The following is a 21,750-nucleotide window of genomic DNA, read 5'->3' as shown; positions in this document are numbered from 1 at the left end:
TAACGGAGCAGTAGCATGGCAAGCTTACCCGCAGAAACCAACGCCTCTGATCTGCCGGCCTCTCAGGATTCCGGCACATCCGAAACCCGCAGCGATATGCTGCTTGGGTTCAATCGCCTGAACCTGTTGCGACAGGTTGGTCTGATGGTAGGTCTGGCGGCCAGTGTGGCACTGGGCGTTGCCGTGGTGCTTTGGGCTCAGGAACCTAACTATCAGCCGGTTGTTGGAGATTTGTCGGCCTATAACCCGCAGGATGTCACCAGTATTCTCGATAGCAGTGGTATTGATTACAAAATGGATACGCGTACCGGCGCATTGCTGGTGCCTTCCGAGCAGGTTTATGACGCCCGGCTCAAGTTGGCTGCAGAAGGTGTCACCGATCGGAAAACCATTGGCTACGAACTTCTCGACCAAGAGCGCGGGCTCGGCACCTCCCAGTTTATGGAAACTATTAGCTACCGTCGCGGGCTGGAAGGCGAGCTGGCCCGCACGATCGCCAGCATGCGCGGCGTTCGAAATGCCCGAGTCCATCTGGCCATCCCCGAGCGTTCTGTGTTCATTCGCGATGCTCGTGAGCCAAGCGCGTCGATCTTTCTCGAAGTCTTTGCCGGTCGCCGCCCGGAGCAGGAGCAGATCCGCGCGATTGTAAATCTGGTTGCTGGAAGCATCCCGATGATGAACCGTGATCAAGTGACCGTGGTTGATCAGAACGGTAACTTGTTGACCGGAGAGGAATCCAAGCTCAAAGCCGATACTGACCGAATGAAAGATCAGTACGAGTACACCAGTCGCGTCGAGGAGCGTTTATCCCGTCGTGTGGCTTCTTTGATCTCGCCTATTGTGGGTGATGGCCGTTACCGCGCAGAAGTTTCTGCCGATCTGGATTTCTCTGCGGTTGAACGGGCGGAAGAGCTTTATAACCCGGAACAGCAGGCTATTCGCAGTGAGCGCGAGCTCACCGAACAGCGTGGTGCGGGTAATATGATGTCCGGCGTGCCGGGTGCGTTGTCCAATCAGCCGCCGGGAGCGGCGACGGTGCCTGAAGTGGTCGGAGCTACCGTTGATGAAAACGGCGATCCAATAGCGCCGCCAGTGAACGTGCGTAAAGAAGCGACTCGAAACTACGAAATTGACCGAACTGTCAGCTATACCCGCCAAGAGTTGGGTGCGGTGAAGCGTGTGACAGTCGCCTTGGCGGTTGACGATATGAAAGTCGTGAACCCTCAAACCGGCGAAGTGACCTATGAACCATGGCCGGAGGCCGAACTGCAACGTTTGGCTATGCTGGTGCGAGATGCGGTAGGTTACTCCGCTGAGCGAGGTGACAGTGTCACGGTAATGAACACGTCATTCGCGCCAGAAGAAACCGTGACATTTGAACAGCCGGGCTTCTGGGAACAACCCTGGTTCTGGGATTTGATGAAGCAGGTGTTGGCAGGCTTAGTTATTTTGATTCTGGTTTTGGGGTTGTTGCGTCCAACGTTGAAAGCGCTATCGGGCGGCGGCCAACGCGACCGTGGGCTGGGTTCTAACGGCGATGACTATGGTTCGCTTGACGGTATCGAGGGTGATAGAGCCCTGCAAAATGCCATGTCCTCGCAGGATGATCTGCTGTTGCCGGGCGCGACAGACAGCTATGATAGGCAGTTGAATGCACTCAAAGGCCTGATTGCAGAAGATCCTAGCCGGGTTGCACAGGTCATGCGCCAGTGGGTGAACGTCGATGACTGAACAAAATGCCGGGCAGGGGCAAGCCTCTGCTCAAGCTCCGCAACGTAAAATCTCCCGGGTCGAGCAGGCTGCGATCTTGCTGATGTCGCTGGGCGAAAGCGACGCTGCGGAAGTGCTGAAACACATGGGCCCGAAAGAGGTCCAGCGTGTGGGTGTGGCCATGGCCCAAATGAAGGATGTCACTAAAGACGAAGTTTCCTTCGTGTTGAACCAGTTTGTCGATGCTGTCGGCGGACAGACAGGGCTTGGCGTGGGTAATGACGACTACATTCGAGCCATGTTGACTCAGGCACTGGGCGACGACAAAGCGGCCAGTCTGATTGATCGGATTTTGGTGGGTGGTAATACTACAGGGCTGGATACACTAAAGTGGATGGAGCCCCGAGCCGTCGGTGACATTATCCGTTATGAGCACCCGCAGATTCAGGCTATCGTTATTTCCTACCTTGATCCGGACCAGTCCGCCGAAATTCTGGCGACTCTGGACCCCAAAGTGCGGCTGGATGTTGTGATGCGGGTGGCGTCGTTGGAAACGATTCAGCCCCAAGCGTTGCAAGAGCTCAACAATATTCTTGAGAAGCAGTTCTCTGGCGGTGCCGCCGGTCAGGCCAGTCGCATTGGTGGCGTGAAGCGTGCCGCTGATATCATGAACTTCATGGATCGCGCAATCGAGGGAAGTCTGCTGGATTCCATAAAGGATATGGATCCGGATTTGGCGACGACGATCGAAGATCTTATGTTCGTGTTTGATAACCTTAAAGATGTGGATGATCGGGGCATTCAGGCCCTGCTCAGAGAAGTTTCGTCCGAGGTGTTGGTGGTTGCGCTTAAGGGTTCCGATGAGGCCGTGAAAGACAAGATTTTCTCAAACATGTCCAAGCGGGCAGCGGAATTGCTTCAGGATGATCTCGAGGCCAAAGGTCCGGTCAAGGTCAGTGAAGTTGAGGCGGCACAAAAAGATATCATCACTGTCGCTCGGCGAATGGCCGAAGCCGGCGAGATATCGTTGGGTGGTGCCGGTGAAGAAATGATGTGATGAAAGATTCTGACCAGGACGACAAGCTTATCCCGAAAGAGAACCTGACCGCTTGGGAGCGGTGGGAATTGCCCTTGCTAGATGAGCAAGGTAATCAGATTGCCCGAGAGGAAGAGGTCAAACCGCTGACGGCGGCAAACCTGCAGGAGATTCGGGAAGCGGCCCGAGAGGACGGTTATCAGGAAGGCCGTGAGGTGGGCTATCAGGAAGGTTTCACGCAGGGGCGGTCTGAAGGTCATAAAGAGGGCCTGGCGGCCGGTGAAGCCGAAGGTCGGGAGCTTGGCCGCCAACAAGCCGCCGAGGCCATTCAGCAAGAAAACGCATCCCGTATGGCGCGCCTGGATCAGGTGCTGGGTGAGTTGTTGCTGCCGATAGAGCGCCATGAAGCAGAGCTGGAGTCAGCGCTCGTGAACCTTACTACTGTGCTGGCCAGGGCGGTCGTCTACCGGGAACTCAGCATCGACACATCCCAGATTCGCCAAGTTGTTCGAAAAGCGCTCAATGCACTGCCGTCAGCGGCAGACAACGTGCGGGTTTACATCCATCCAGACGATTTCGAGCCGGTCAGCGAAGTGGCAGAGCGCTTGGAAGCTAAGCCGTCGATCATTCAAGATGACAGCTTGATGCCCGGCGGTTGCAGAGTGGAAACCCGTAATAGCCTGGTGGACTACACGGTCGAGAAACGCTTTCAACGTGCGGTGCAAAGCATGCTGGAAGAGCAGTTGGCCAGCGCTGATGATACTGAAAACGACCAAGCCGATGCCGCGATGGGTGAATTGACCGATTTTCATCGAGATCTGCTCAGCGATTCTGATCATCCCTCCGACATAGAACCGGATCACGGCAAACAGGGTGAGGGTGATGACCTCCCGACTGGCTGATCGCCTTGAGCAGCTTCAGGCTGCGATCGGACGAGAGCCCGAGCCCGAGCTTTCAGGTCGCCTGACCCGAATGGTCGGTCTGACGCTCGAGTGCGTCGGCTGCCCGATGGTGGTTGGTGACCGTTGCCTGATCGAAGGCGAGGGCACTGGCAGTGTTGAAGCTGAGGTCGTGGGGTTCGAAGAAGATAAAGTCTACCTTATGCCCCTTGCCGCCATTGAAGGCCTGAAGCCCGGTGCCAGAGTGATTCCCCTCTCTTCTGCGAGTCGAGTGCCGGTAGGACCACAGATGTTAGGCCGGGTACTGAACGGTGCCGGAGAAGCATTGGACGGAAAAGGGCCGCTTCAGGCGGAAGCCCGCGTTCCACTGAGCGGAGATATTATTAACCCGCTACACCGAGCGCCCGTGCGCGAATCGATGGACGTGGGTATTCGTGCGATTAACTCACTGCTGACGGTCGGCCAAGGCCAGCGATTGGGGCTGTTTGCCGGTAGTGGTGTGGGTAAAAGTATGTTGCTGGGCATGATGACCCGGTTTACGGATGCGGATATTACGATTGTCGGCCTGATCGGTGAGCGGGGCCGCGAAGTTAAAGAATTTATTGAGGATATTCTCGGCGAGGAAGGTTTGGCGCGCTCCGTTGTGGTTGCGTCGCCGGCCGATGATTCGCCGTTGATGCGCTTGCGTGCGGCCATGTTGACCACCCGAATAGCCGAATACTATAGAGATCAAGGCAAGCGGGTTTTGCTTCTGATGGACTCGTTGACCCGGTACGCACAGGCCCAGCGAGAAATCGCCCTGGCAGTCGGAGAGCCTCCGGCGACCAAAGGGTACCCGCCATCAGTGTTCGCCAAATTGCCTCAATTGGTTGAACGTACCGGCAATGGTCGCCCGGGCGGTGGTTCGATCACGGCGTTTTATACCGTGCTCACCGAGGGAGATGACCAGCAAGACCCAATTGCCGATGCCGCCAGAGCGATACTGGATGGTCACATTGTGCTATCCCGCCGGCTGGCGGAAGAGGGGCACTATCCGGCGATTGATGTTGAGGCATCCATTAGCCGGGTTATGCCGCAAGTCACCCAGCCCGAACATTTCTCCAGAGCTCAGCGCTTCAAGCAGGTTTATTCCCGTTACCAGCAAGCCCGAGACCTCATCAGTGTGGGTGCCTACGTTAAAGGCTCTGATCCTGAAACCGATTTTGCCATCCAGCACATTGCCAACATGCGGCAGTTTCTCCAGCAGGAACTGAATGAAAGCGCGCCTTTGAGCGAAAGCATTGAACAGCTGCTGGCCGTGGTGCCTGAGCGGCGCTCCCCGGATCGTGTAAAGACCCCGGCCCCCGGCTCGGTGGCTGACCGGAGTAATGGTTGATGTTGCGGTCTAAGCGACTGGAAGTCGTGCTTACACTGGAAGAGCGAAAAGAGGGTGAGGCTCTGGAGCGCTTAGGCGAAGCCCGAAAACAGGTCGAAGCACATAAAGAGCAAGTAGAGAATCTGGAACGCTACCAGCAAGAGTATCGGGACCAGATTCGGGCGAGCCAGCAAGGCGTTGTTGCAGTGGCACGCTTGCAAGCGTGGCAGGCCTTTATTGGCCAGCTCGATCAGGTTATTGCCCAGCAGCAGCGTCAGCTCCTGCAAGCGGAGCAGGTGTTCGAGGCCCGGCGGCTGGAGTGGTTGCAGGCGTGGGAGCGAAAGCGGGGCATGGAACGGTATATCGAGACGTGTCGCCAGCAAGAGCATCAGGCTAAAGATGCAAAAGAACAAAAGCTGGCTGATGAAGCGGCCGGCCGAGCGTTTGCCCGGCGTCAACGTTGAAGCCTCTTTAATTTCCCTTCTGTATCAGCAGTACTCAGTGCATTTCCTCTAATCTTGTCTATTCTTAGTCTGATACAACAGCAGCAGAGCAAGGAGCGGCGATGATCCTTAAGCGAAAGGTCACAGAGGTAAGCGTATGTCAGTAAGTACGCGGCGAAGTGGTGATGGTCAGGCGCTGGTGATTCAGGTGCAGGGGCGGTTTGATTTTAGTACCCATCAAGCGTTCCGGGATGCGTATGAGCACTGTGATGCGCCGGTGAAAAACTATGTGGTCGATCTGACCCACACGACCTACCTTGATAGCTCTGCGCTGGGCATGTTGCTGTTATTGAGAGACCATGCCGGCGGTGACATTGCCAGTGTGGTCATCGAAAACTGCAATGCCGATGTTCGGCGTATCCTCTCCATCTCTAACTTCGAGCAGCTTTTTAGCATTCGCTGAGGCCTTCATCTTGAACCTACTGATCGCGGAAGACAGCGACAGCGACCGGATGATTCTCGCCACGCTGCTTCGTCGCTTGGGACATCAGGTGTACGAAGCTTCCGATGGGCTTGAAGCCGTGGCCGTTTTCGTAAAGTTCGAGCCGGATATCGTGTTTATGGATGCTTTGATGCCAAAAATGAGCGGCATGGAAGCCACACGAAAAATCAAAGGGTTGGCGGGTGCGCGCTTTATCCCTGTCATTTTCATTACGTCATTGGCCGGAGAAAGCGAACAAGCGAGCTGTCTGGAAGCCGGGGGCGATGATTTTCTTCTGAAGCCATACCGCCGCGTCATTCTCGAAGCCAAGATCAATGCCTACAGCCGGATGCTCGCTCTTCACCGTTCGGTGATGCAGCAGCGTGATCAAATTCGAAGGCAGAATGAGCAGATGCTGCACGAGCAGCGCACGGCGAGACGGGTTTTCGACAATGTCGCGCATACCGGATGCCTGGACGCTTCAAATATCCGCTATCACGCCTCCCCGCTATCGATTTTTAACGGCGATGTCTTGTTTGCCGCTGAGCGCCCTGGCGGCGGTACGCTGCTCTTTATGGGCGATTTTACCGGTCATGGCCTGCCTGCCGCGATCGGTGCCATGCCCATTGCTGAAGTGTTTTATGGCATGGCAGCCAAGGGATTTGGTGCGGCGGATATCCTCACGGAAATAAACCAAAAACTGTGCAGTATATTGCCGGTAGGCATGTTCTGCTGTGGAGTGCTAGTTGAGGCAGACGGTAAGCAAGGGGCTATACGCGTTTGGAATGGCGGTTTACCGGATGGTTGGTTGGTGCGCAAGAATGGGGAGCGTATTGCCATTCCCTCACGCCATCTTCCATTAGGTGTGCAGTCCCCGGATCGGTTTAATGCTTCTATGGACCTGCTGAACGCAGAGCCAGAAGATTACATTGTTCTGATGACGGACGGCTTTCCGGAATCTTGTGATGTCCGGGGTGAGAGCCTTGGAGAAGACGCCGTCCGTCAGGTGCTTGCGGAGCTTGGCTCCGATGATCACCCGTTTGAGGCCTTGATGGCCCAGTTGCAAGCGTTTACGGGGCACCCCGACCCAGCAGACGACATCACATTGTGTTGTCTTGAAGTGGTCGCGCGGGGGGCCCTTGCGGATGTCGCTGAATCTGCCCCTGAGTCGGCTTTGTCTGGCCCGGGCAGCTGGCATTGCGTATACGAAATTCGCGATAGATCGCTAGCGGATTTCAATCCATTGCCGTTGCTTCTGCATATTTGTATGGAAGTGCCGGGGCTGCGGCGACGAAGTGGTGAGGTCTTTACGCTTTTATCGGAGTTATACAGCAATGCTCTGGAACACGGTGTTTTAGAGTTGTCCTCCGAATGGAAAAAATCCGCAGAAGGTTTTAGCCTTTACTATGAGGAGCGAACGCGCCGGCTTTCTGACACGGAAGGGCACTATATACGTTTCACATTAGATCATGAACCCAGGCCTGGAGCGGGCAGGTTGAGGATTCGGTGTGAAGACAGTGGTCAAGGTTTTGATATGAACAAGGGCAACGCGAGCGCCCAAACGAGTGCCAGCAATGAGTATTCGGGGCGTGGGATGGAAATCTTGAGGCGTTTGGCTCGAGAGTTCAGCGTCTGTGGGTCGGGTAACTGTGTTGAAATAGTCTATGATTGGGAGTTCCCGGCGCAAGGAGCCACGAGCCATTGAAGAATGGCGCTGAACGCAACCGCGAGGACACGTGATGAACGACATACCCCGTTTAGATGAAGAAGCCTTGGCGGAGCTGCAGGATGTTATGGAAGATGAGTTTGGAGTGCTCATCGAAACGTATCTGGCTGATTCGCGTACACGAATTGTTGGGCTGAAAGAAGCGATTGAGGCCGGTGATTCGGACCGCCTCAGAAAAGCTGCCCACAGTCTGAAGGGCAGTTGTATCAATATCGGCGTACCCAAACTCGGTAGCTTATGCTTTGAATTGGAGATACTGGGCAGGGAAGAACGATTGGAAGGCGCTGAACCGGTGTTGGCAGCGATTGAGCAGGAATTTGAGGAAGTCGCACGGCAATTGGAAAACTTCAGCCAGTAAAACCGGATATGCATCTGCTTGGCATTGCTTTTGCTTCGTTACAGAGTGGCCCCCATTGGGGGAGCCCCTGAGACATAAAGCGGCAAGAGGTTGCCATGCAGCAGACAATTCTTTCCCAAGTGCCATCCTCCGGAGCGCAGCAAGACACCGCTGGGCCGAAGACTGTCGCAAGCAGTCGCCGTTCCGAAAAAGGTGACAGCCCTTTTGAACAGGTTTCGCGAGCCGAGCAAGATCGTCTTGAAAAGCGGCGCCTGGGGCAAAAGCGCGCTGACCGAAAAGAGTCTTCGAATGCCGTTAAAGATGACGCGCGAGCCCAAGACGCTTCTCCCAAAGACCGGGTAGCCAGCAGCAAAGCGTCGCCCGAAGCGGGCAAAAACGCAGCTGCCGACAAGACGCAGCCCAGTTCGCAATCCGCTGACGAGATGGACAGTGCGCCGCTGTTGGGTGAAACTCAAGATCTGGCAGAATATCCAACGCCCCTTACCTTCGCCAACCTGCAATCTTTAATGCCAGTTAACGGCGCAGCCCCAACTTCTGAGGGGGCGGTCCATGTCGGTCTTGTTAACGGTGGCTTGCCCGGAAAACCGCTTTTGGCGAACGGGCTGAATGGCCAGGGAACAAGTTCGGCTGGCTTGGCTTCTAATGGTCAGTTTTCAGATTTGCTGGCGGCCAATGTGACGGCCGAATCCGCAAGGCCGGTTGATTCCGCAAGCTTACTTTCATCACCACGATTCCAAAACTCACTGGATAGCGCAGCACAACAGGCTATACAGGGAAAGTTGGCAGCTGAGGCGAATATACCGTTGCGTGGTTATGCCACCACAGTCGATGTGCCGGTCGGGCAAGCCGAGTGGGGCGATAAGGTGATGGGCAAGCTCAGCTGGCTCACCGCCAAAAACCTGCAAGTGGCTGAAATTCATCTCACCCCGGCCGATATGGGGCCCATGGAAGTGAAGGTTCGGGTTCAGAATGATCAGGCAGCCGTCACCGTGCATGCGGCTAACCCAGTGGTTCGTGAGCAGTTGGAACTTCATTCGAACCGTTTGCGCGACATGCTGGCGGAGCAAGGAGTTTCCTTGAGTGAGTTCGATGTGTCTGATCGGCCGGGTAGCCAAACCGATGCGCAGGGAGAGGGTTCCGAGCAGGGCGATGGTTCCCGTCATGGGGCTGGAGGGTTGGCTTCAGGTGAATTCGAAGAGCAGGAAATGGCATCTGGCCATCTCGACCTGGCCTGGAAAGGAGAGGTCGACGTCTTCGCTTGAAGTCCTCTGGCGAGAGGCTGAATGCTCATCCCTTCAAAACGTTTTTGCCCATCACCCTTTGCAGCGCTAAACTGCTGGTTTAAATAGGGGTGGTGGCGCATTTGGCCCGTCCCTTGCATTACTCTTGATAAACGCGCTCTGAACACCTCAGAGTGACGATAATCTGACAAAGCGGACATCATGGCAGAAAATAACACCGCACAAACGCCCCCGAAAAAGGGCAAGTTGAAGCTTATTATCACGGTGGTGGTGATTACGCTGCTGGCTATAGGGCTGTCTGTTGCTGGCACACTCTGGTTCCTGAAAGACGATGGGGCCAGCGCGGTCGATGAAAGCTCTTCCGAGCCTGCTGCCCCAGAGTTTCAGCCCAGCATCTACAGCGATATCCAGAAGCCACTGAGAACAACGGTGAAGGCACAAGGGCGGCAACGTTATGCCCAGATCTATTTGTCCTTCGAGGCAAAAGATCCTGCCGCATTGGCGGGCGCTGAAAAGCACATGCCTCTGATCCTGAATCAGTTGAATATGCTGTTAGGCAGCACCGATTTTGTTGAGTTACAGGCGCCTGAAGGCCGGCTCGCACTGTCGAATAAAATGCTGGAAGCAGTGAACCAGATGCTGGAGCAAGAGGGCGAACCTGCTATTGCTCGGGTATTGTTCCGGAACTTTGTTGTGCAGTAGGCCATTGTCAGGGCAGGACCAGATATGCAGGATTTACTATCACAGGAAGAAATCGATGCGCTCCTCCACGGTGTGGATGATGGTGACATCGATACCTATGATGACAGCGATGACACTGGCGTAAAAAATTATGACCTCGCCAGTCAGGATCGTATCGTCCGTGGCCGAATGCCAACGCTCGAAATGATCAACGAGCGGTTTGCCCGATACACCCGAATCAGTCTGTTCAATTTGTTGCGTCGTAATGCGGATGTTTCAACCGGCGGCGTACAGATCATGAAGTTCGGTGAGTACGTTCATACACTGTACGTGCCGACCAGTCTCAACCTCTGCAAAGTGCGCCCTCTCCGTGGTACCTCGTTGTTTGTGCTAGATGCCAAACTGGTGTTCAAACTGGTTGATAACTTCTTCGGAGGAGAGGGGCGCCACGCGAAGATTGAAGGTCGGGAATTTACGCCGACTGAAAACCGGATTGTGCAGATGGTATTGAATCAGGTTTTCGCGGATATGAAGGAAGCCTGGCAAGCGGTCTTGAACATCGACTTCGATTACATGAGCTCTGAAGTCAATCCTGCCATGGCCAATATTGTTAGCCCGAGTGAGGTGGTGGTTGTTAGCACCTTCCACATTGAACTGGATGGCGGCGGGGGTGAACTTCATCTTGCGATGCCCTACGCCATGATCGAGCCGATCCGTGAGGTGCTGGACGCGGGTGTCCAGAGTGATATTGATGACGTTGATGAACGTTGGGTCAATGCCCTGCAGGAAGATATCAAGGACATCAGTGTGCCGATTAACACCACGATTTGTCGGCGCAGGATCTCACTTCGGGATATTGCCAAGCTGAAAGCGGGTGACGTGATTCCCGTCGAGCTTGCTGACCATCTGACCGTAACGGCCAATGGTGTTCCTGTATACAAAGCAACAATGGGAACTCGCGACGGTAAGCTGGCGCTACGAATTCATGAAAGGGCGACGTTGCCCAAGGTGAAGAAACAACTGAAGGTGGGACGCAATGGCTGACGACGACAAAAAAGACGAAAAGGAACTCACGGAAGACGAAAAGCTGGCGGCCGAGTGGGAAGCGGCTATGGGTGAATCCGGCGATGCGAACACCGAGGAGTCAACGGAAGATGCTTGGGCCGAGGCCATGGCTGAAGCGGAGGGTGGCAAAGCTGAAGAAGCGCCTGAGCAGCAAGTGCGTGCGGCTCCTATGGAAGAGTTTACGGAAGACGGCGGTTCGTCAGGAGGTGCAGGCTCTCCGGATATGGATGTTATTCTGGATATCCCGGTAACCATCTCGATGGAGGTGGGCAATACCCAAATACCGATTCGCAACTTGCTGCAGCTGAACCAGGGCTCTGTAATTGAGCTTGATCGTTTAGCCGGTGAACCTTTGGACGTTCTGGTCAACGGTACACTGATTGCGCACGGCGAAGTGGTTATGGTGAACGAAAAGTTCGGCATCCGGCTGACAGACGTCATCAGCCCGGGTGAACGCATTAAACGGCTGCAGAAGTAACGTGGTTTATTGGTTGCGTTGGCTGCCACCAGCCCTGTTAAGTATGCCGGCCATCGCTGAGCAGGCGGCCGAGCCTGTTCAGGAAGCCTCACGTAATGCGCCAGATACCGTAAGCATGATCGTCAGTCTCGGGCTTGGTCTTGTTGCTGTCATCGCCGTCATCTACGGGTGTGCCTGGTTGATTCGGCGCATGACCGGCATGGCGGGCATGAACAATAACGCGATTCGCGTGGTTTCCGTGCTCGCTATTGGCACGCGGGAGCGCATCGCGTTAGTGGAAGTCGGCGGACAACAGATCTTGCTGGGTATAACGCCGGGCAGCATCCGGACCCTGCAGGTCTTTGATGAGCCTGTGGTGGATTCCAGCAACACCGGAGCCAGTGACTTCGCCCGCAAACTTCAGGGCCTGATGGGTAAGTCATGGACAGCTCCCGAGCATAAAGAGTAACGCTATGGTGAATGCCGCTATTCGATCTTGCCTGCCTTATTTGGCCCTGATGGCCGGTTTGTTCTTGCCGGCTGTTGCCTCGGCCGATTTGCCGGGTATTCCAGCGTTTTCCGTTCAGCCCGGCGAAGGTGGCACCCAGGAATATTCGGTAACCCTGCAGATACTGGCGCTGATGACCGCGCTGACTTTCCTGCCGGCGATGCTGATGATGATGACATCGTTCACGCGAATCATTGTGGTGTTTGCTATTTTGCGGCAAGCCCTTGGTCTTCAGGCCACGCCATCGAACCAGATTTTGCTGGGGCTGGCGCTCTTTCTCAGTATTTTCATCATGAAGCCGGTGCTGGAAGAGGCCAACCGGGTCGGATTGCAGCCCTACATGCAGGAAGAGGTCACCTCGCTGGAAGCGGTGGAGCTGGCCAGTGAGCCGTTCCGGAATTTTATGCTCGAGCAGACCCGGGAATCCGATTTAGCGCTGTTTATGCGGCTGGCGGAAGTTGAGTACGAAACACCGGAAGACGTGTCTTTCTGGGTGCTGATGCCAGCGTTTGTGACCAGTGAGTTAAAAACGGCCTTTCAGATCGGTTTTATCCTGTTTATTCCGTTTTTGATTCTCGACATGGTGGTCGCCAGTGTTTTGATGGCCATGGGTATGATGATGCTTTCACCTATAATCATATCGTTGCCTTTCAAAATAATGCTCTTCGTACTAGTGGATGGCTGGGCTCTGATTATGGGTACCCTTGCCGCCAGCTACGGCATATAGGAGGCTAGACATGACGCCTGAAACTGCCATTGATATCGTTCGTGAAGCACTTTGGCTGATCGTTCTGTTCGCAGGCGTCATCATTGGTCCCGGCTTGGTGATCGGTTTGGTGGTCAGTACCTTTCAAGCCGCCACCCAAATCAACGAACAAACGTTGAGTTTCCTGCCACGGCTCATGGTGACGCTGATCGTTATCATTGCGGCGGGCCCCTGGATGCTCACCACGTTGCTGGACCACGCTCGTGGGCTCATTTCCAGTATTCCTTACCTGATCGGCTAGCGGATGTTTCCTGCGGAGTTCAGTGCAGACCTGCTGGGTCAGTGGGTAGGGCAGCATCTTTGGCCGCTGTTCCGTCTTGCCAGCTTCCTCATGGTCATTCCTATTTTCGGAACTCAGTTAGTGCCGGCGCGAGTGCGCCTGGGGCTGGCTTTGCTTATGACCATTCTGATCGTCCCGATGATTCCCGAAGTTCCTCAGGTTGAAGCGCTGAGCGCAGACGCTGTGGTGATCACGCTCCAGCAAATCCTCATTGGTGTGGGGTTGGGTTTTGCATTGACGGCTTTGTGGCAGCTGTTTGTTATCGCTGGGCAAATGATTGCTATGCAGATGGGTTTGGGGTTTGCATCTATGGTGGATCCGGCCAACGGCGTGAACGTACCGGTTCTGGCGCAGATTTATACGATTACCATCACTTTGCTGTTTTTGCTGATGAATGGCCACTTGGTGGCGTTTGAGATTTTCATTGAAAGCTTTCATACCATGCCGATAGGCTTGGAAGGATTGGGGCAAAGTGGGGTTTGGGCGCTGGCGCATCGCATCAGTTGGATGTTTGCCTCGGCTATGCTGCTGGCGTTGCCGGCCGTGACGGCGGTGCTGATTGTTAACATCTCGTTCGGGGTGATGACACGGGCGGCGCCTCAGATGAACATTTTTGCGTTGGGTTTTCCTATTGGTCTGATTTTTGGTTTGTTCGCCATCTGGGTGTTGCATGGAAACTTTCTGCCGCACTTTGATCAGTACACGCGTGAGACGTTCGATTTTATGCGTCAATTGCAGGGGCGTTGACGATGGCCGAAGAGAACGACAACAGTCAGGAAAAAACCGAAGAGCCTACCCCCCGAAGGCTTGAGAAAGCCAGGGAGGATGGCCAGGCTGCCCGATCGAAAGAGTTGGCCACGATGGCGGTGCTGCTCGCGGGTGCGGGCGGTTTGCTGATGTTTGGTACCTCACTGGCGGCAACGTTCGAGGGCATCATGCGTGATGCTTTTGTGATTGAGCGCGCAGCGATTTTCGATACCCGTCACATGAGTGTTCAGTTGATTGTCTCGGCCAAGGAGGCCGCACTGGCACTGTCTCCCATTCTGATTTTGCTCCTGATTGCCGCTATTGCCGGTTCGATTGGTATTGGTGGCTTGTTGTTCAGTGCTAAAGCCATTGCACCTAAAGCCAATCGGATGGATCCGATCAAGGGCCTGGGGCGGATGTTTTCCATGCGTTCGCTCATCGAGCTGGTGAAGGCCATTGCCAAGGTGGGCTTGGTATTGTCGATTGCGATCCTGATTCTTAACTTGCGCACGGATGATTTGTTGAGCATTGCGGAGGAGCCGGTGGTGCCGGCGATGGAGCATGTGCTGTGGACGCTGGGTTGGAGTTTTCTGGTGTTGTCTTGCGCCACGATCATTATCGCGATGATTGATGTGCCGTTTCAGATTTATGACCATCAGAAGAAGCTTCGGATGACGAAGCAAGAGGTGAAGGACGAGTACAAGGATTCTGAGGGTAAGCCGGAAGTTAAGGGTAAGATTCGTCAGCTGCAGCGAGAGATGGCCCAGCGCCGGATGATGCAGGATGTGCCAACGGCGGATGTGGTGATTACCAACCCGACGCATTATGCGGTGGCGTTGAAGTACGATCAGGATGCGATGGGGGCACCGGTTGTGGTGGCGAAGGGCGCTGATGAGGTGGCGTTCAAGATTATGGAGGTGGCTCGGGAGTATAAGGTGGAGGTGTTGCGTACGCCGCCTTTGACTCGGGCGGTTTATTATAATTCGGATATTGGTGAGGAGATTCCTGACGGGCTGTATATGGCGATCGCTCAGGTGTTGGCTTATGTGTTTCAGTTGCGGCAGTTCCGGAAAGGGCGTGGGCCTAAGCCTGGGATGCCGGACTTTCCTATTCCGCCGGAGATGCGGCGCGATCTTTGATTTTTCTTGGGGGAGTGGGGCAAAAGTAGCCTGAAAGTTTGGTGCTGTGTGGCACTAGACCTCCCTCCCAAAAACCGCTACTAGCCCCCGCAAGCGGGTCCGGCCAGCAATCGTAGATTGCTGTCGTTCGGCTGCGCATGAAGCTTCGCTTCATAAACGCTTGCCTCACCCATGCGCGCTTTTCTCAGGCCATCCTTGGCCTTCGATATTTTTGGGAGGGCGGCCCAGCGCCGCACTTCCTGGCTTGGCCAGTATAGGAATTACTGAGGGCGAGTTATTCTACGCTGCCCTCTTGAATTCGTTTGCCCCATGCTTCTTTCTCGCCGGGGAGTACCAAGTTCAATACAATCGCGACGACTGCGCACAGTGCAATGCCTTCCAGCGTTCCCAACACCATGTTGCCGATGCCGAAGACCAGTGTGACGCCCACGATAACGAGGTTACGGGACTGGGACAGGTCGACTTGGTGGCGGATCAGGGTGTTCAGGCCGACCACTGCGATGGAGCCGAACAGCAGGCACAGAATGCCGCCCATGACGGGGACCGGGATGGTTTGCAGGGCTGCGCCGAATTTTCCGACGAAGGCCAGTACGATGGCTGTGCCTGCGGCCCACCACATGACTTTCGGGTTGAAGTTGCGGGTCAGCATGACTGCGCCGGTGACTTCTGAGTAGGTGGTGTTGGGTGGTCCGCCGAGCATGGAAGCAGCGCTGGTGGCTAGGCCGTCGCCCAGCAACGTGCGGTGCAGGCCGGGTTTTTCTAGGTAGTTTTTGCGGGTGACGTTGCCAATGGCCAGTACGTCGCCGATGTGTTCGATGGCCGGGGCGATTGCGACCGGGATCATGAACAAGACGGCACCCCAGCTGAAGGCGGGTGCGACGAAGTTCGGGACGGCGAACCAGGCGGCTTCTTGGATGGCGGTGGTGTCGACGATGCCGGCGAAGGCGGAGAGGATGTAGCCAACGATGATGCCGATCATGATCGGGATCAGGCGGAAGATGCCTTTTGCCCAGACGGTCATGATGATGGTCACCAGCAGTGAGATCATCGCGATCACCAGTGCGGTGTCTTCTGGCACGAGTTGTGTGCCGCCATCACCGGTGCGGCCGGAGGCCATGTGCACGGCAACGGGGGCCAAGCCCAAGCCGATGGTCATGATCACCGGAGCAATCACCACCGGCGGCAGCAGGCGTGTGACGAAGCCGGTTCCGCGCAAGCGGATGACGCCGGAGAGGATGATGTAGAGGATACCCGCTGCCATTAGGCCGCCTAGGGTTTCTTGCAGACCGAACTGGCTTTTGGCGGCCATAATCGGGGCAATGAAGGCGAAGGAGGAGGCCAGGAAGATAGGGATCTGACCGCCAGTCACGACGTGGAAGATCAGTGTGCCGATACCGGCTGTGAACAGCGCAACGTTCGGATCAAGCCCGGTGATCAGTGGCATCAGTACCAGTGCGCCGAAGGCGACTAATAGCATTTGCGACCCGGCTATGGCCTGTTTCCAGGTTGAGTCAGTCGTGATGTCCTGCATTCTTAAACATCCTTCTGTTTGGTGCCGAAGATCTTGTCTCCCGCATCGCCGAGACCCGGCAGGATGTAGCCTTTTTCGTTCAGGCAATCATCGACGGAGGCTGTGTAGATGGAAACGTCCGGGTGTTTTTCCAGGACTTTTTCGACGCCTTCCGGTGCAGCAACCAAGACCAGAGCGCGGATTTCGGTGCTGCCGGCTTGTTTAAGCAAGTCGATGGTGGAAATCATGGAACCGCCAGTGGCAAGCATTGGGTCGATGATCAGCGCGGTACGTTGGTCCAGTTCACCTACCAGTTTTTCCAGATAGGTTTCCGCCTCGAGAGTGTCTTCGTTACGGATCTGACCGACAACGCTTACTCGTGCGACAGGGATCAGGCTGAGTACACCATCCAGCATGCCCAAGCCTGCTCTTAAGATGGGGACAATGGTGATCTTTTTACCGTGTATTTGTTCTACCGTTACCGGTCCGGCCCAGCCGTCAATCGTTTCTTCCTGCAGGGTGAAATCTTTAGTCGCTTCGTAGGTCAGCAGTGCGCCAACTTCTTGAGCCAGTTCACGAAAATTTTTGGTGCTGATGTCTGAGCGGCGCATTAGGCCGAGCTTGTGTTGGATCAGTGGGTGCTTCACTTCGTGGATAGGCATCGGGGTCACCTGTGGGTTCGGATTTTCTGGCTTGGATTTTGATCAGTCAAACGGCGAAAGGATACCGTATCCAGGCGCTCACGTCAGGCGATCTGTTGGCGAGAAATCATAAAATTTATAGGGGATGGTACAGATCTTGCGACACGGTATTCATGCAGGGGTGTCGCGTCAGATTTTCGACCCGGTGGTTACCCCAAATGGCCTCAAAGTACAGTGATCCGGAGAAGCAGGCAGTATGGACAGAGCGTTCGTTCTGAATAACGTCAAAACTCTGACGCGAGGGAATCTCGGTGTCCCGCTGATGCTGATGGGTTTGTTGGGCATGATGATCTTGCCCGTGCCCGCTTTTTTGTTGGACGTCTTTTTCACTTTCAACATCACTCTGTCGATTGTTATTTTGCTGGTGTGTGTTTATGCGCTTCGGCCTATGGAATTTGCTTCCTTCCCGACGGTGCTGTTGGTCGCAACGCTGCTTCGCCTTGGTTTGAACGTAGCGTCTACCCGGATTGTTCTTCTCAATGGTCATGAAGGTGGCGATGCCGCTGGTAAGGTGATTGAGTCCTTTGGTGCCGTGTTGATTGGTGGCAACTACGCTGTTGGTTTGGTGGTGTTCGCGATACTGATGATCATTAACTTCCTGGTGGTGACCAAGGGTGCCGGCCGGGTGTCCGAGGTGAGCGCGCGCTTCACGCTGGATGCCATGCCGGGTAAGCAAATGGCCATTGATGCGGACCTCAACGCGGGTTTGGTCAATCAGGAAGAGGCTAAAGCTCGTCGTTCAGAAATTGCTCAGGAAGCCGATTTCTACGGTTCCATGGACGGTGCATCGAAGTTTGTTAAAGGCGATGCGGTTGCCGGCTTGCTCATTCTGGCCATTAACATCATCGGTGGTGTGGCCATTGGTATGGTTCAGCACGGCCTGGACTTTACGCTCGCGATGGAGCGCTATGCGCTGCTGACCATTGGTGATGGTCTGGTTGCTCAGATTCCTTCGCTGCTGTTATCCACTGCCGCCGCCATTATGGTGACCCGAGTGACCTCCAGTCAGGATATGGGCGGGCAGATTCTCCAGCAGATGTTCAGCGCGCCTAAAGCGCTGGGTATCGCAGCGGGCATTTTGATTTTGTTGGGCCTGATTCCGGGAATGCCTCATGTGGCATTCCTTGGGCTGGGATTGCTGGCTGCTGTGGCCGCTTGGTTTGTTTGGAAAAAGCAGAGTCAAACGGTCGAGGAAGACGGTGTGTTTGCCGGGCGGGGTGGTATGCCCGGTGCGGTGCCTCGCCAGGGTGGCGAGGTTGTTCCTGATCGCGGTGGTGACGGGCAAGCCTTGCCGGCGCTGGGAGAAACCCGTGAGTTGGGTTGGGATGATGTCGCGACCGTCGACATTGTCGGGCTGGAGGTTGGCTACCGGTTGATTCCTTTGGTGGATAAGTCCCAGGGTGGCCAGTTGCTTAGTCGCATAAAGGGTGTGCGGAAAAAATTGTCCCAAGATATGGGCTTTCTGATGCCGTCCGTGCACATCCGGGACAACCTGGATCTGATGCCGAACGTGTATCGAATAACGCTGATGGGCGTCACCATTGCCGAGGCCGAGATTCATCCCGAGCGCGAACTGGCCATTGACCCGGGGCAGGTGTTCGGAAAAGTCGAGGGTATCGCTGGGAAAGACCCTGCGTTTGGTTTGGATGCCATCTGGATTGAGTCTGAGCAAAAAGATCAGGCCCAGACGCTTGGTTATACTGTAGTAGATGCCAGTACCGTGGTGGCCACGCACCTGAATCAGATTCTCCAGAAGCATGCGCACGAATTGATTGGCCACGACGAGGCGCAAAAGTGGCTGGATCAGCTTGAAAAAATCTCCCCAAAACTGGCGGAAGAGTTGGTGCCCACCACCATCTCCATCAGCATATTACTCAAAGTGCTGCAGAATTTACTGAAAGAAGAAGTGCCTGTTCGTGACATGCGTTCGATCGCCGAGGCTATCGTCAATGTTCATCCGAAGAGTCAGGATCCGAAACTGCTTACCACGTTAGCACGCCAGTCGCTGCGCCGAATGATCGTGCAAAGCATTTGTGGCAATGATGCCGAAATCCCGGTGATCACTCTGGATCCTGACTTGGAACAGATGTTGCTTAAGTCTGTTCAGCAGAGTCAACAATCCGGCGGACAGGATGATATTGGCATGGTGCTAGAGCCCAACATGGTGGAAAAGCTGCAACGTTCGCTGCAAGACAGCGTGCAGCGCCAGGAAATGTTAGGCAAGCCAGCCATTCTGTTGGTCTCCGGGCCGTTGCGGCCTGGCTTGGCGAAGTTTGCCAGCTACGGGGTAGAGCGCTTGCACGTGCTTTCGTACCAAGAGATTCCGGATAACAAACAGATCACGATCGTTGCTTCTGTCGGTCAGTAATGGCGGATAAAGCAACGCGGTCAGCTGAGTTCATCTCGGCGATAGAGGATGGAAGTTATGAAAGTTAAACGGTTTTTTGCTCAGTCCATGGCCGAGGCCCTGAAGCAGGTCAGTCACGAAATGGGGCCGGATGCCGTTATTTTGTCCAATCGCCGGGTGGATGGGGGCGTCGAAATTGTGACGGCTCTGGATTATGACGAAAACATGGCTCGCCAAAGTTTGGGTGAGAAAGCGGCGGAAGCCACTAACGGCTCCCGTTTGGCTGAAATGCAGGCAGACCAGCATCGCCGGCTTGAGGATGAGCTGAGCCGAACTCGCAGCCGGATTCAGGAAGTTCGGGAAAAGCGTGCAGCGTCAGGTGCCAGGTATCCTCAGGTGTCGCTGCACGAGGATGTTGAATACGAAGCGGATGTTTCGGCGAGTTTAGTAACTGGTCAGGGTTCTGGCGTGCGAGGCTCGCAACAGTCGCCGGGTTACTCTGACGAGTTGGCTGCGATGAAAGCCGAGATCAGCTCTTTGCGTGAGTTGATGGGCGCTCAAGCCGCACCGGCTGCAGATGCGCGCGCGCCCTCAGAGGGAGGGGGCAAAAACGCCGTGCAGCAGCTGTTAAGTGAACGGCTGCAAGAGTTTGGTTTGGGAACCGAGTTGGCCGGATCGGTTTCTCGGCAGCATCGAAATGGTCGACTGGAAGACGGTTGGAAAGCGTCATTGAAGATGGTCGCGACGGGGATTAGAACGGCGCGCGAGGATTGGTTGGAAGCTGGAGGCGTTTATGCCTTGGTGGGCCCGACCGGGTCGGGTAAAACAACGACAATTGGTAAACTGGCTGCGCGCTATGTATTGGAGCACGGAGCAGACTCCTTGGCGTTGGTTACGACCGATCGCTATCGGGTTGCCGCGCATGAGCAGTTGTTCGTGTTTGGGCGAATTTTGAATGTGCCGGTGCGAGTGGTTGATGAAAGCCACTCGTTGGATGACATTCTGGATGAGCTTTCAGACCGTCATCTCGTGCTTATTGATACCGCCGGACTAACCAGTGCCGACCGTGGGTATCAGGAGCAGCTGGCTGAACTGGTTCGCAGTGATCACAATATTCGTACACATTTGGTGGTGTCCGCCACCAGTCAGCCGCGTATTATGAAATCCGTTTGGCATTGCTATAAGATGGCAGACCTTGCCGGCTGCATCGTGACCAAGATTGACGAAGCGCTTACCCTAGGAGAATCTCTAGGGTTTGTGATGGAAACCGGTCTGCCGGTGGCTTGGTACACAGACGGTCAAAAAATACCGGAAGACCTGCATCGGGCAGAGGCGGCTCCATTGGTGCGTATGGGCGTCGAGCGTCTGAGAGCGATGCAGCATTCTCAGGACGCTGTTGAAGGCGCATTGGCGTAACCATCACAGCAACAGACACCGGCATAAAGCCCGTTAACGACGCAGTAAGAGACAATAAACAGTATGAGCAAACCACATCCGGTTCAGGTTATTGCGGTTTCCGGCGGCAAAGGCGGTGTCGGGAAGAGCAACGTGTCGGTCAATCTGGCGATAGCGTTGGCAGAAAAAGGCCGCCGTGTTGTTGTACTCGATGCCGACTTGGGGTTGGGTAATCTGGATGTGCTGCTAGGCGTAACAGCCAATAAAAATTTGCACGATGTGCTCAGTGGTGAGTGTGATCTGAAAGATGTGCTGGTGGATGGTCCTGGCGGTATCAAAATCGTGCCTGCCTCTTCCGGTACGCAGCGAATGACACAGCTTAGTCCCATGGAGCATGCAGGCTTGATCAATGCGTTCAGCGAGCTGGGTGACCAGATTGACGTTTTGATAGTGGACACCGCCGCCGGTATCTCCGAGTCTGTCGTTAGTTTCTTGCGCGCAGCGCAAGAGCTCTTGCTGGTTGTTTGCGATGAGCCGACCTCGATAACGGATGTGTATGCACTCATTAAGCTGATGAACCGTGATTACGGAACGGATCGCTTTAGGGTTCTTGCTAACCAGGTTCGAAGCGAAGAAGAAGGTAAGCACTTGTTCGAAAAGTTGACGCGAGTTACCGAGCGTTTTCTGGATGTGGCGTTACAATATGTCGGCATTGTGCCTTACGACGAAGCGGTCAAGAAAGCCGTTCAACGCCAGCGGGCTGTCCTGGATGCGTACCCTCGTGCGAAAGCGTCTATTGCGATACGCGCATTGGCAGACAAAGTAGATAGTTGGCCGCTGCCATCCTCTCCTCGAGGGCATCTGGAGTTTTTCGTGGAGCGGCTCGTCGAAGTCTGAGTTGAATTC

22 protein-coding genes are annotated in these 21,750 nt (G+C 55.0%); 20 read left to right on the top strand and 2 right to left on the bottom strand.

Annotated features, from left to right (window positions below):
* Positions 1-15 precede the first annotated feature (15 nt).
* The 17 genes from fliF (at position 16) to flhB (ending at position 14,891) form a co-directional block, all read left to right on the top strand.
* Positions 16-1,731, top strand: a complete 1,716-nt coding sequence (gene fliF / locus ACNQ6O_RS09355) for a flagellar basal-body MS-ring/collar protein FliF (RefSeq protein ID WP_418052958.1) — start codon at positions 16-18, stop codon at positions 1,729-1,731.
* Positions 1,724-2,767, top strand: a complete 1,044-nt coding sequence (fliG, locus tag ACNQ6O_RS09350) for a flagellar motor switch protein FliG (protein WP_418052957.1) — start codon at positions 1,724-1,726, stop codon at positions 2,765-2,767. Before fliF ends, fliG begins: the two co-directional genes overlap by 8 nt.
* On the top strand, positions 2,767-3,648 hold the full coding sequence (locus ACNQ6O_RS09345) for a flagellar assembly protein FliH (protein WP_418052956.1): 882 nt from the start codon (positions 2,767-2,769) through the stop codon (positions 3,646-3,648). Before fliG ends, ACNQ6O_RS09345 begins: the two co-directional genes overlap by 1 nt.
* Positions 3,620-5,020 carry a flagellar protein export ATPase FliI gene (fliI, locus tag ACNQ6O_RS09340; protein WP_418052955.1) on the top strand — a complete coding sequence of 467 codons (1,401 nt, stop codon included), beginning with the start codon at positions 3,620-3,622 and terminating at the stop codon, positions 5,018-5,020. The genes ACNQ6O_RS09345 and fliI overlap by 29 nt, the downstream gene beginning before the upstream one ends.
* Positions 5,020-5,463, top strand: coding sequence for a flagellar export protein FliJ (gene fliJ / locus ACNQ6O_RS09335; protein ID WP_418052954.1), 444 nt, complete (start codon positions 5,020-5,022; stop codon positions 5,461-5,463). Before fliI ends, fliJ begins: the two co-directional genes overlap by 1 nt.
* A gap of 136 nt (positions 5,464-5,599) precedes the next feature.
* Positions 5,600-5,905 carry an STAS domain-containing protein gene (locus tag ACNQ6O_RS09330; protein WP_418052953.1) on the top strand — a complete coding sequence of 102 codons (306 nt, stop codon included), beginning with the start codon at positions 5,600-5,602 and terminating at the stop codon, positions 5,903-5,905.
* A gap of 10 nt (positions 5,906-5,915) precedes the next feature.
* Positions 5,916-7,628, top strand: a complete 1,713-nt coding sequence (locus tag ACNQ6O_RS09325; protein WP_418052952.1) for an ATP-binding SpoIIE family protein phosphatase — start codon at positions 5,916-5,918, stop codon at positions 7,626-7,628.
* Between the two features lie 34 nt (positions 7,629-7,662).
* Positions 7,663-8,007 carry an Hpt domain-containing protein gene (locus ACNQ6O_RS09320; RefSeq protein ID WP_418052951.1) on the top strand — a complete coding sequence of 115 codons (345 nt, stop codon included), beginning with the start codon at positions 7,663-7,665 and terminating at the stop codon, positions 8,005-8,007.
* A gap of 95 nt (positions 8,008-8,102) precedes the next feature.
* Positions 8,103-9,269: a flagellar hook-length control protein FliK gene (locus tag ACNQ6O_RS09315; RefSeq protein WP_418052950.1), complete on the top strand. Its 1,167-nt coding sequence runs from the start codon at positions 8,103-8,105 to the stop codon at positions 9,267-9,269.
* Between the two features lie 180 nt (positions 9,270-9,449).
* A complete protein-coding gene (locus tag ACNQ6O_RS09310) occupies positions 9,450-9,950 on the top strand; it encodes a flagellar basal body-associated FliL family protein (protein WP_418052949.1) in 501 nt (166 codons plus the stop codon).
* Positions 9,951-9,974: 24 nt separating this feature from the next.
* Entirely contained in the window at positions 9,975-10,973 is a 999-nt protein-coding gene (fliM, locus tag ACNQ6O_RS09305; protein ID WP_418052948.1) for a flagellar motor switch protein FliM, read from the top strand.
* Positions 10,966-11,472: a flagellar motor switch protein FliN gene (gene fliN / locus ACNQ6O_RS09300; RefSeq protein ID WP_418052947.1), complete on the top strand. Its 507-nt coding sequence runs from the start codon at positions 10,966-10,968 to the stop codon at positions 11,470-11,472. Before fliM ends, fliN begins: the two co-directional genes overlap by 8 nt.
* 43 nt (positions 11,473-11,515) lie before the next feature.
* Positions 11,516-11,920, top strand: coding sequence for a flagellar biosynthetic protein FliO (gene fliO / locus ACNQ6O_RS09295; RefSeq protein WP_418053371.1), 405 nt, complete (start codon positions 11,516-11,518; stop codon positions 11,918-11,920).
* Between the two features lie 7 nt (positions 11,921-11,927).
* On the top strand, positions 11,928-12,686 hold the full coding sequence (fliP, locus tag ACNQ6O_RS09290; RefSeq protein ID WP_418053370.1) for a flagellar type III secretion system pore protein FliP: 759 nt from the start codon (positions 11,928-11,930) through the stop codon (positions 12,684-12,686).
* A 10-nt stretch (positions 12,687-12,696) separates the two neighbouring features.
* The gene (gene fliQ, locus ACNQ6O_RS09285; protein ID WP_418052946.1) at positions 12,697-12,966 is read left to right on the top strand and encodes a flagellar biosynthesis protein FliQ; all 270 of its coding nucleotides are present in this window, start codon (positions 12,697-12,699) and stop codon (positions 12,964-12,966) included.
* Between the two features lie 3 nt (positions 12,967-12,969).
* Positions 12,970-13,752, top strand: coding sequence for a flagellar biosynthetic protein FliR (gene fliR, locus ACNQ6O_RS09280; RefSeq protein ID WP_418052945.1), 783 nt, complete (start codon positions 12,970-12,972; stop codon positions 13,750-13,752).
* A 2-nt stretch (positions 13,753-13,754) separates the two neighbouring features.
* Positions 13,755-14,891, top strand: a complete 1,137-nt coding sequence (flhB, locus tag ACNQ6O_RS09275) for a flagellar biosynthesis protein FlhB (protein WP_418052944.1) — start codon at positions 13,755-13,757, stop codon at positions 14,889-14,891.
* 274 nt (positions 14,892-15,165) lie between these two features.
* Here the strand turns inward: flhB and ACNQ6O_RS09270 are convergent, their stop codons facing one another.
* Complete coding sequence (locus ACNQ6O_RS09270; protein WP_418052943.1) at positions 15,166-16,422, bottom strand: uracil-xanthine permease family protein; 1,257 nt, start codon at positions 16,420-16,422, stop codon at positions 15,166-15,168.
* Between the two features lie 2 nt (positions 16,423-16,424).
* Complete coding sequence (gene upp / locus ACNQ6O_RS09265) at positions 16,425-17,063, bottom strand: uracil phosphoribosyltransferase (protein WP_418052942.1); 639 nt, start codon at positions 17,061-17,063, stop codon at positions 16,425-16,427.
* Between the two features lie 235 nt (positions 17,064-17,298).
* Between upp and flhA the strand changes: the two genes are divergently transcribed.
* The 3 genes from flhA (at position 17,299) to ACNQ6O_RS09250 (ending at position 21,741) form a co-directional block, all read left to right on the top strand.
* A complete protein-coding gene (gene flhA / locus ACNQ6O_RS09260) occupies positions 17,299-19,470 on the top strand; it encodes a flagellar biosynthesis protein FlhA (protein WP_418052941.1) in 2,172 nt (723 codons plus the stop codon).
* 57 nt (positions 19,471-19,527) lie between these two features.
* Complete coding sequence (gene flhF, locus ACNQ6O_RS09255) at positions 19,528-20,865, top strand: flagellar biosynthesis protein FlhF (RefSeq protein WP_418052940.1); 1,338 nt, start codon at positions 19,528-19,530, stop codon at positions 20,863-20,865.
* 63 nt (positions 20,866-20,928) lie between these two features.
* Positions 20,929-21,741 (top strand): MinD/ParA family protein, encoded by an 813-nt coding sequence (locus ACNQ6O_RS09250; RefSeq protein ID WP_418052939.1) that lies wholly within the window; start codon positions 20,929-20,931, stop codon positions 21,739-21,741.
* Positions 21,742-21,750 lie beyond the last annotated feature (9 nt).

It is taken from the genome of Marinobacter sp. SBS5 (genome assembly GCF_048285575.1).
GTDB lineage: Bacteria > Pseudomonadota > Gammaproteobacteria > Pseudomonadales > Oleiphilaceae > Marinobacter.
The sequence above is the reverse complement of the archived record's forward strand: the minus strand, read 5'-3'. Positions and strand labels throughout refer to the sequence as shown.

What these genes read in the sequence shown, in the direction of transcription:
- flhF (WP_418052940.1), top strand. Translation starts at nt 19,528, where the DNA reads ATGAAAGTTAAACGGTTTTTTGCTCAGTCCATGGCCGAGGCCCTGAAG.
- flhB (WP_418052944.1), top strand. Translation starts at nt 13,755, where the DNA reads ATGGCCGAAGAGAACGACAACAGTCAGGAAAAAACCGAAGAGCCTACC.
- flhA (WP_418052941.1), top strand. Translation starts at nt 17,299, where the DNA reads ATGGACAGAGCGTTCGTTCTGAATAACGTCAAAACTCTGACGCGAGGG.
- fliF (WP_418052958.1), top strand. Translation starts at nt 16, where the DNA reads ATGGCAAGCTTACCCGCAGAAACCAACGCCTCTGATCTGCCGGCCTCT.
- fliJ (WP_418052954.1), top strand. Translation starts at nt 5,020, where the DNA reads ATGTTGCGGTCTAAGCGACTGGAAGTCGTGCTTACACTGGAAGAGCGA.
- ACNQ6O_RS09250 (WP_418052939.1), top strand. Translation starts at nt 20,929, where the DNA reads ATGAGCAAACCACATCCGGTTCAGGTTATTGCGGTTTCCGGCGGCAAA.
- ACNQ6O_RS09310 (WP_418052949.1), top strand. Translation starts at nt 9,450, where the DNA reads ATGGCAGAAAATAACACCGCACAAACGCCCCCGAAAAAGGGCAAGTTG.
- fliQ (WP_418052946.1), top strand. Translation starts at nt 12,697, where the DNA reads ATGACGCCTGAAACTGCCATTGATATCGTTCGTGAAGCACTTTGGCTG.
- fliG (WP_418052957.1), top strand. Translation starts at nt 1,724, where the DNA reads ATGACTGAACAAAATGCCGGGCAGGGGCAAGCCTCTGCTCAAGCTCCG.
- fliO (WP_418053371.1), top strand. Translation starts at nt 11,516, where the DNA reads ATGCCGGCCATCGCTGAGCAGGCGGCCGAGCCTGTTCAGGAAGCCTCA.
- ACNQ6O_RS09315 (WP_418052950.1), top strand. Translation starts at nt 8,103, where the DNA reads ATGCAGCAGACAATTCTTTCCCAAGTGCCATCCTCCGGAGCGCAGCAA.
- ACNQ6O_RS09330 (WP_418052953.1), top strand. Translation starts at nt 5,600, where the DNA reads ATGTCAGTAAGTACGCGGCGAAGTGGTGATGGTCAGGCGCTGGTGATT.
- ACNQ6O_RS09270 (WP_418052943.1), bottom strand. Translation starts at nt 16,422, where the DNA reads ATGCAGGACATCACGACTGACTCAACCTGGAAACAGGCCATAGCCGGG.
- ACNQ6O_RS09320 (WP_418052951.1), top strand. Translation starts at nt 7,663, where the DNA reads ATGAACGACATACCCCGTTTAGATGAAGAAGCCTTGGCGGAGCTGCAG.
- fliM (WP_418052948.1), top strand. Translation starts at nt 9,975, where the DNA reads ATGCAGGATTTACTATCACAGGAAGAAATCGATGCGCTCCTCCACGGT.
- fliR (WP_418052945.1), top strand. Translation starts at nt 12,970, where the DNA reads ATGTTTCCTGCGGAGTTCAGTGCAGACCTGCTGGGTCAGTGGGTAGGG.
- upp (WP_418052942.1), bottom strand. Translation starts at nt 17,063, where the DNA reads ATGCCTATCCACGAAGTGAAGCACCCACTGATCCAACACAAGCTCGGC.
- fliN (WP_418052947.1), top strand. Translation starts at nt 10,966, where the DNA reads ATGGCTGACGACGACAAAAAAGACGAAAAGGAACTCACGGAAGACGAA.
- ACNQ6O_RS09345 (WP_418052956.1), top strand. Translation starts at nt 2,767, where the DNA reads ATGAAAGATTCTGACCAGGACGACAAGCTTATCCCGAAAGAGAACCTG.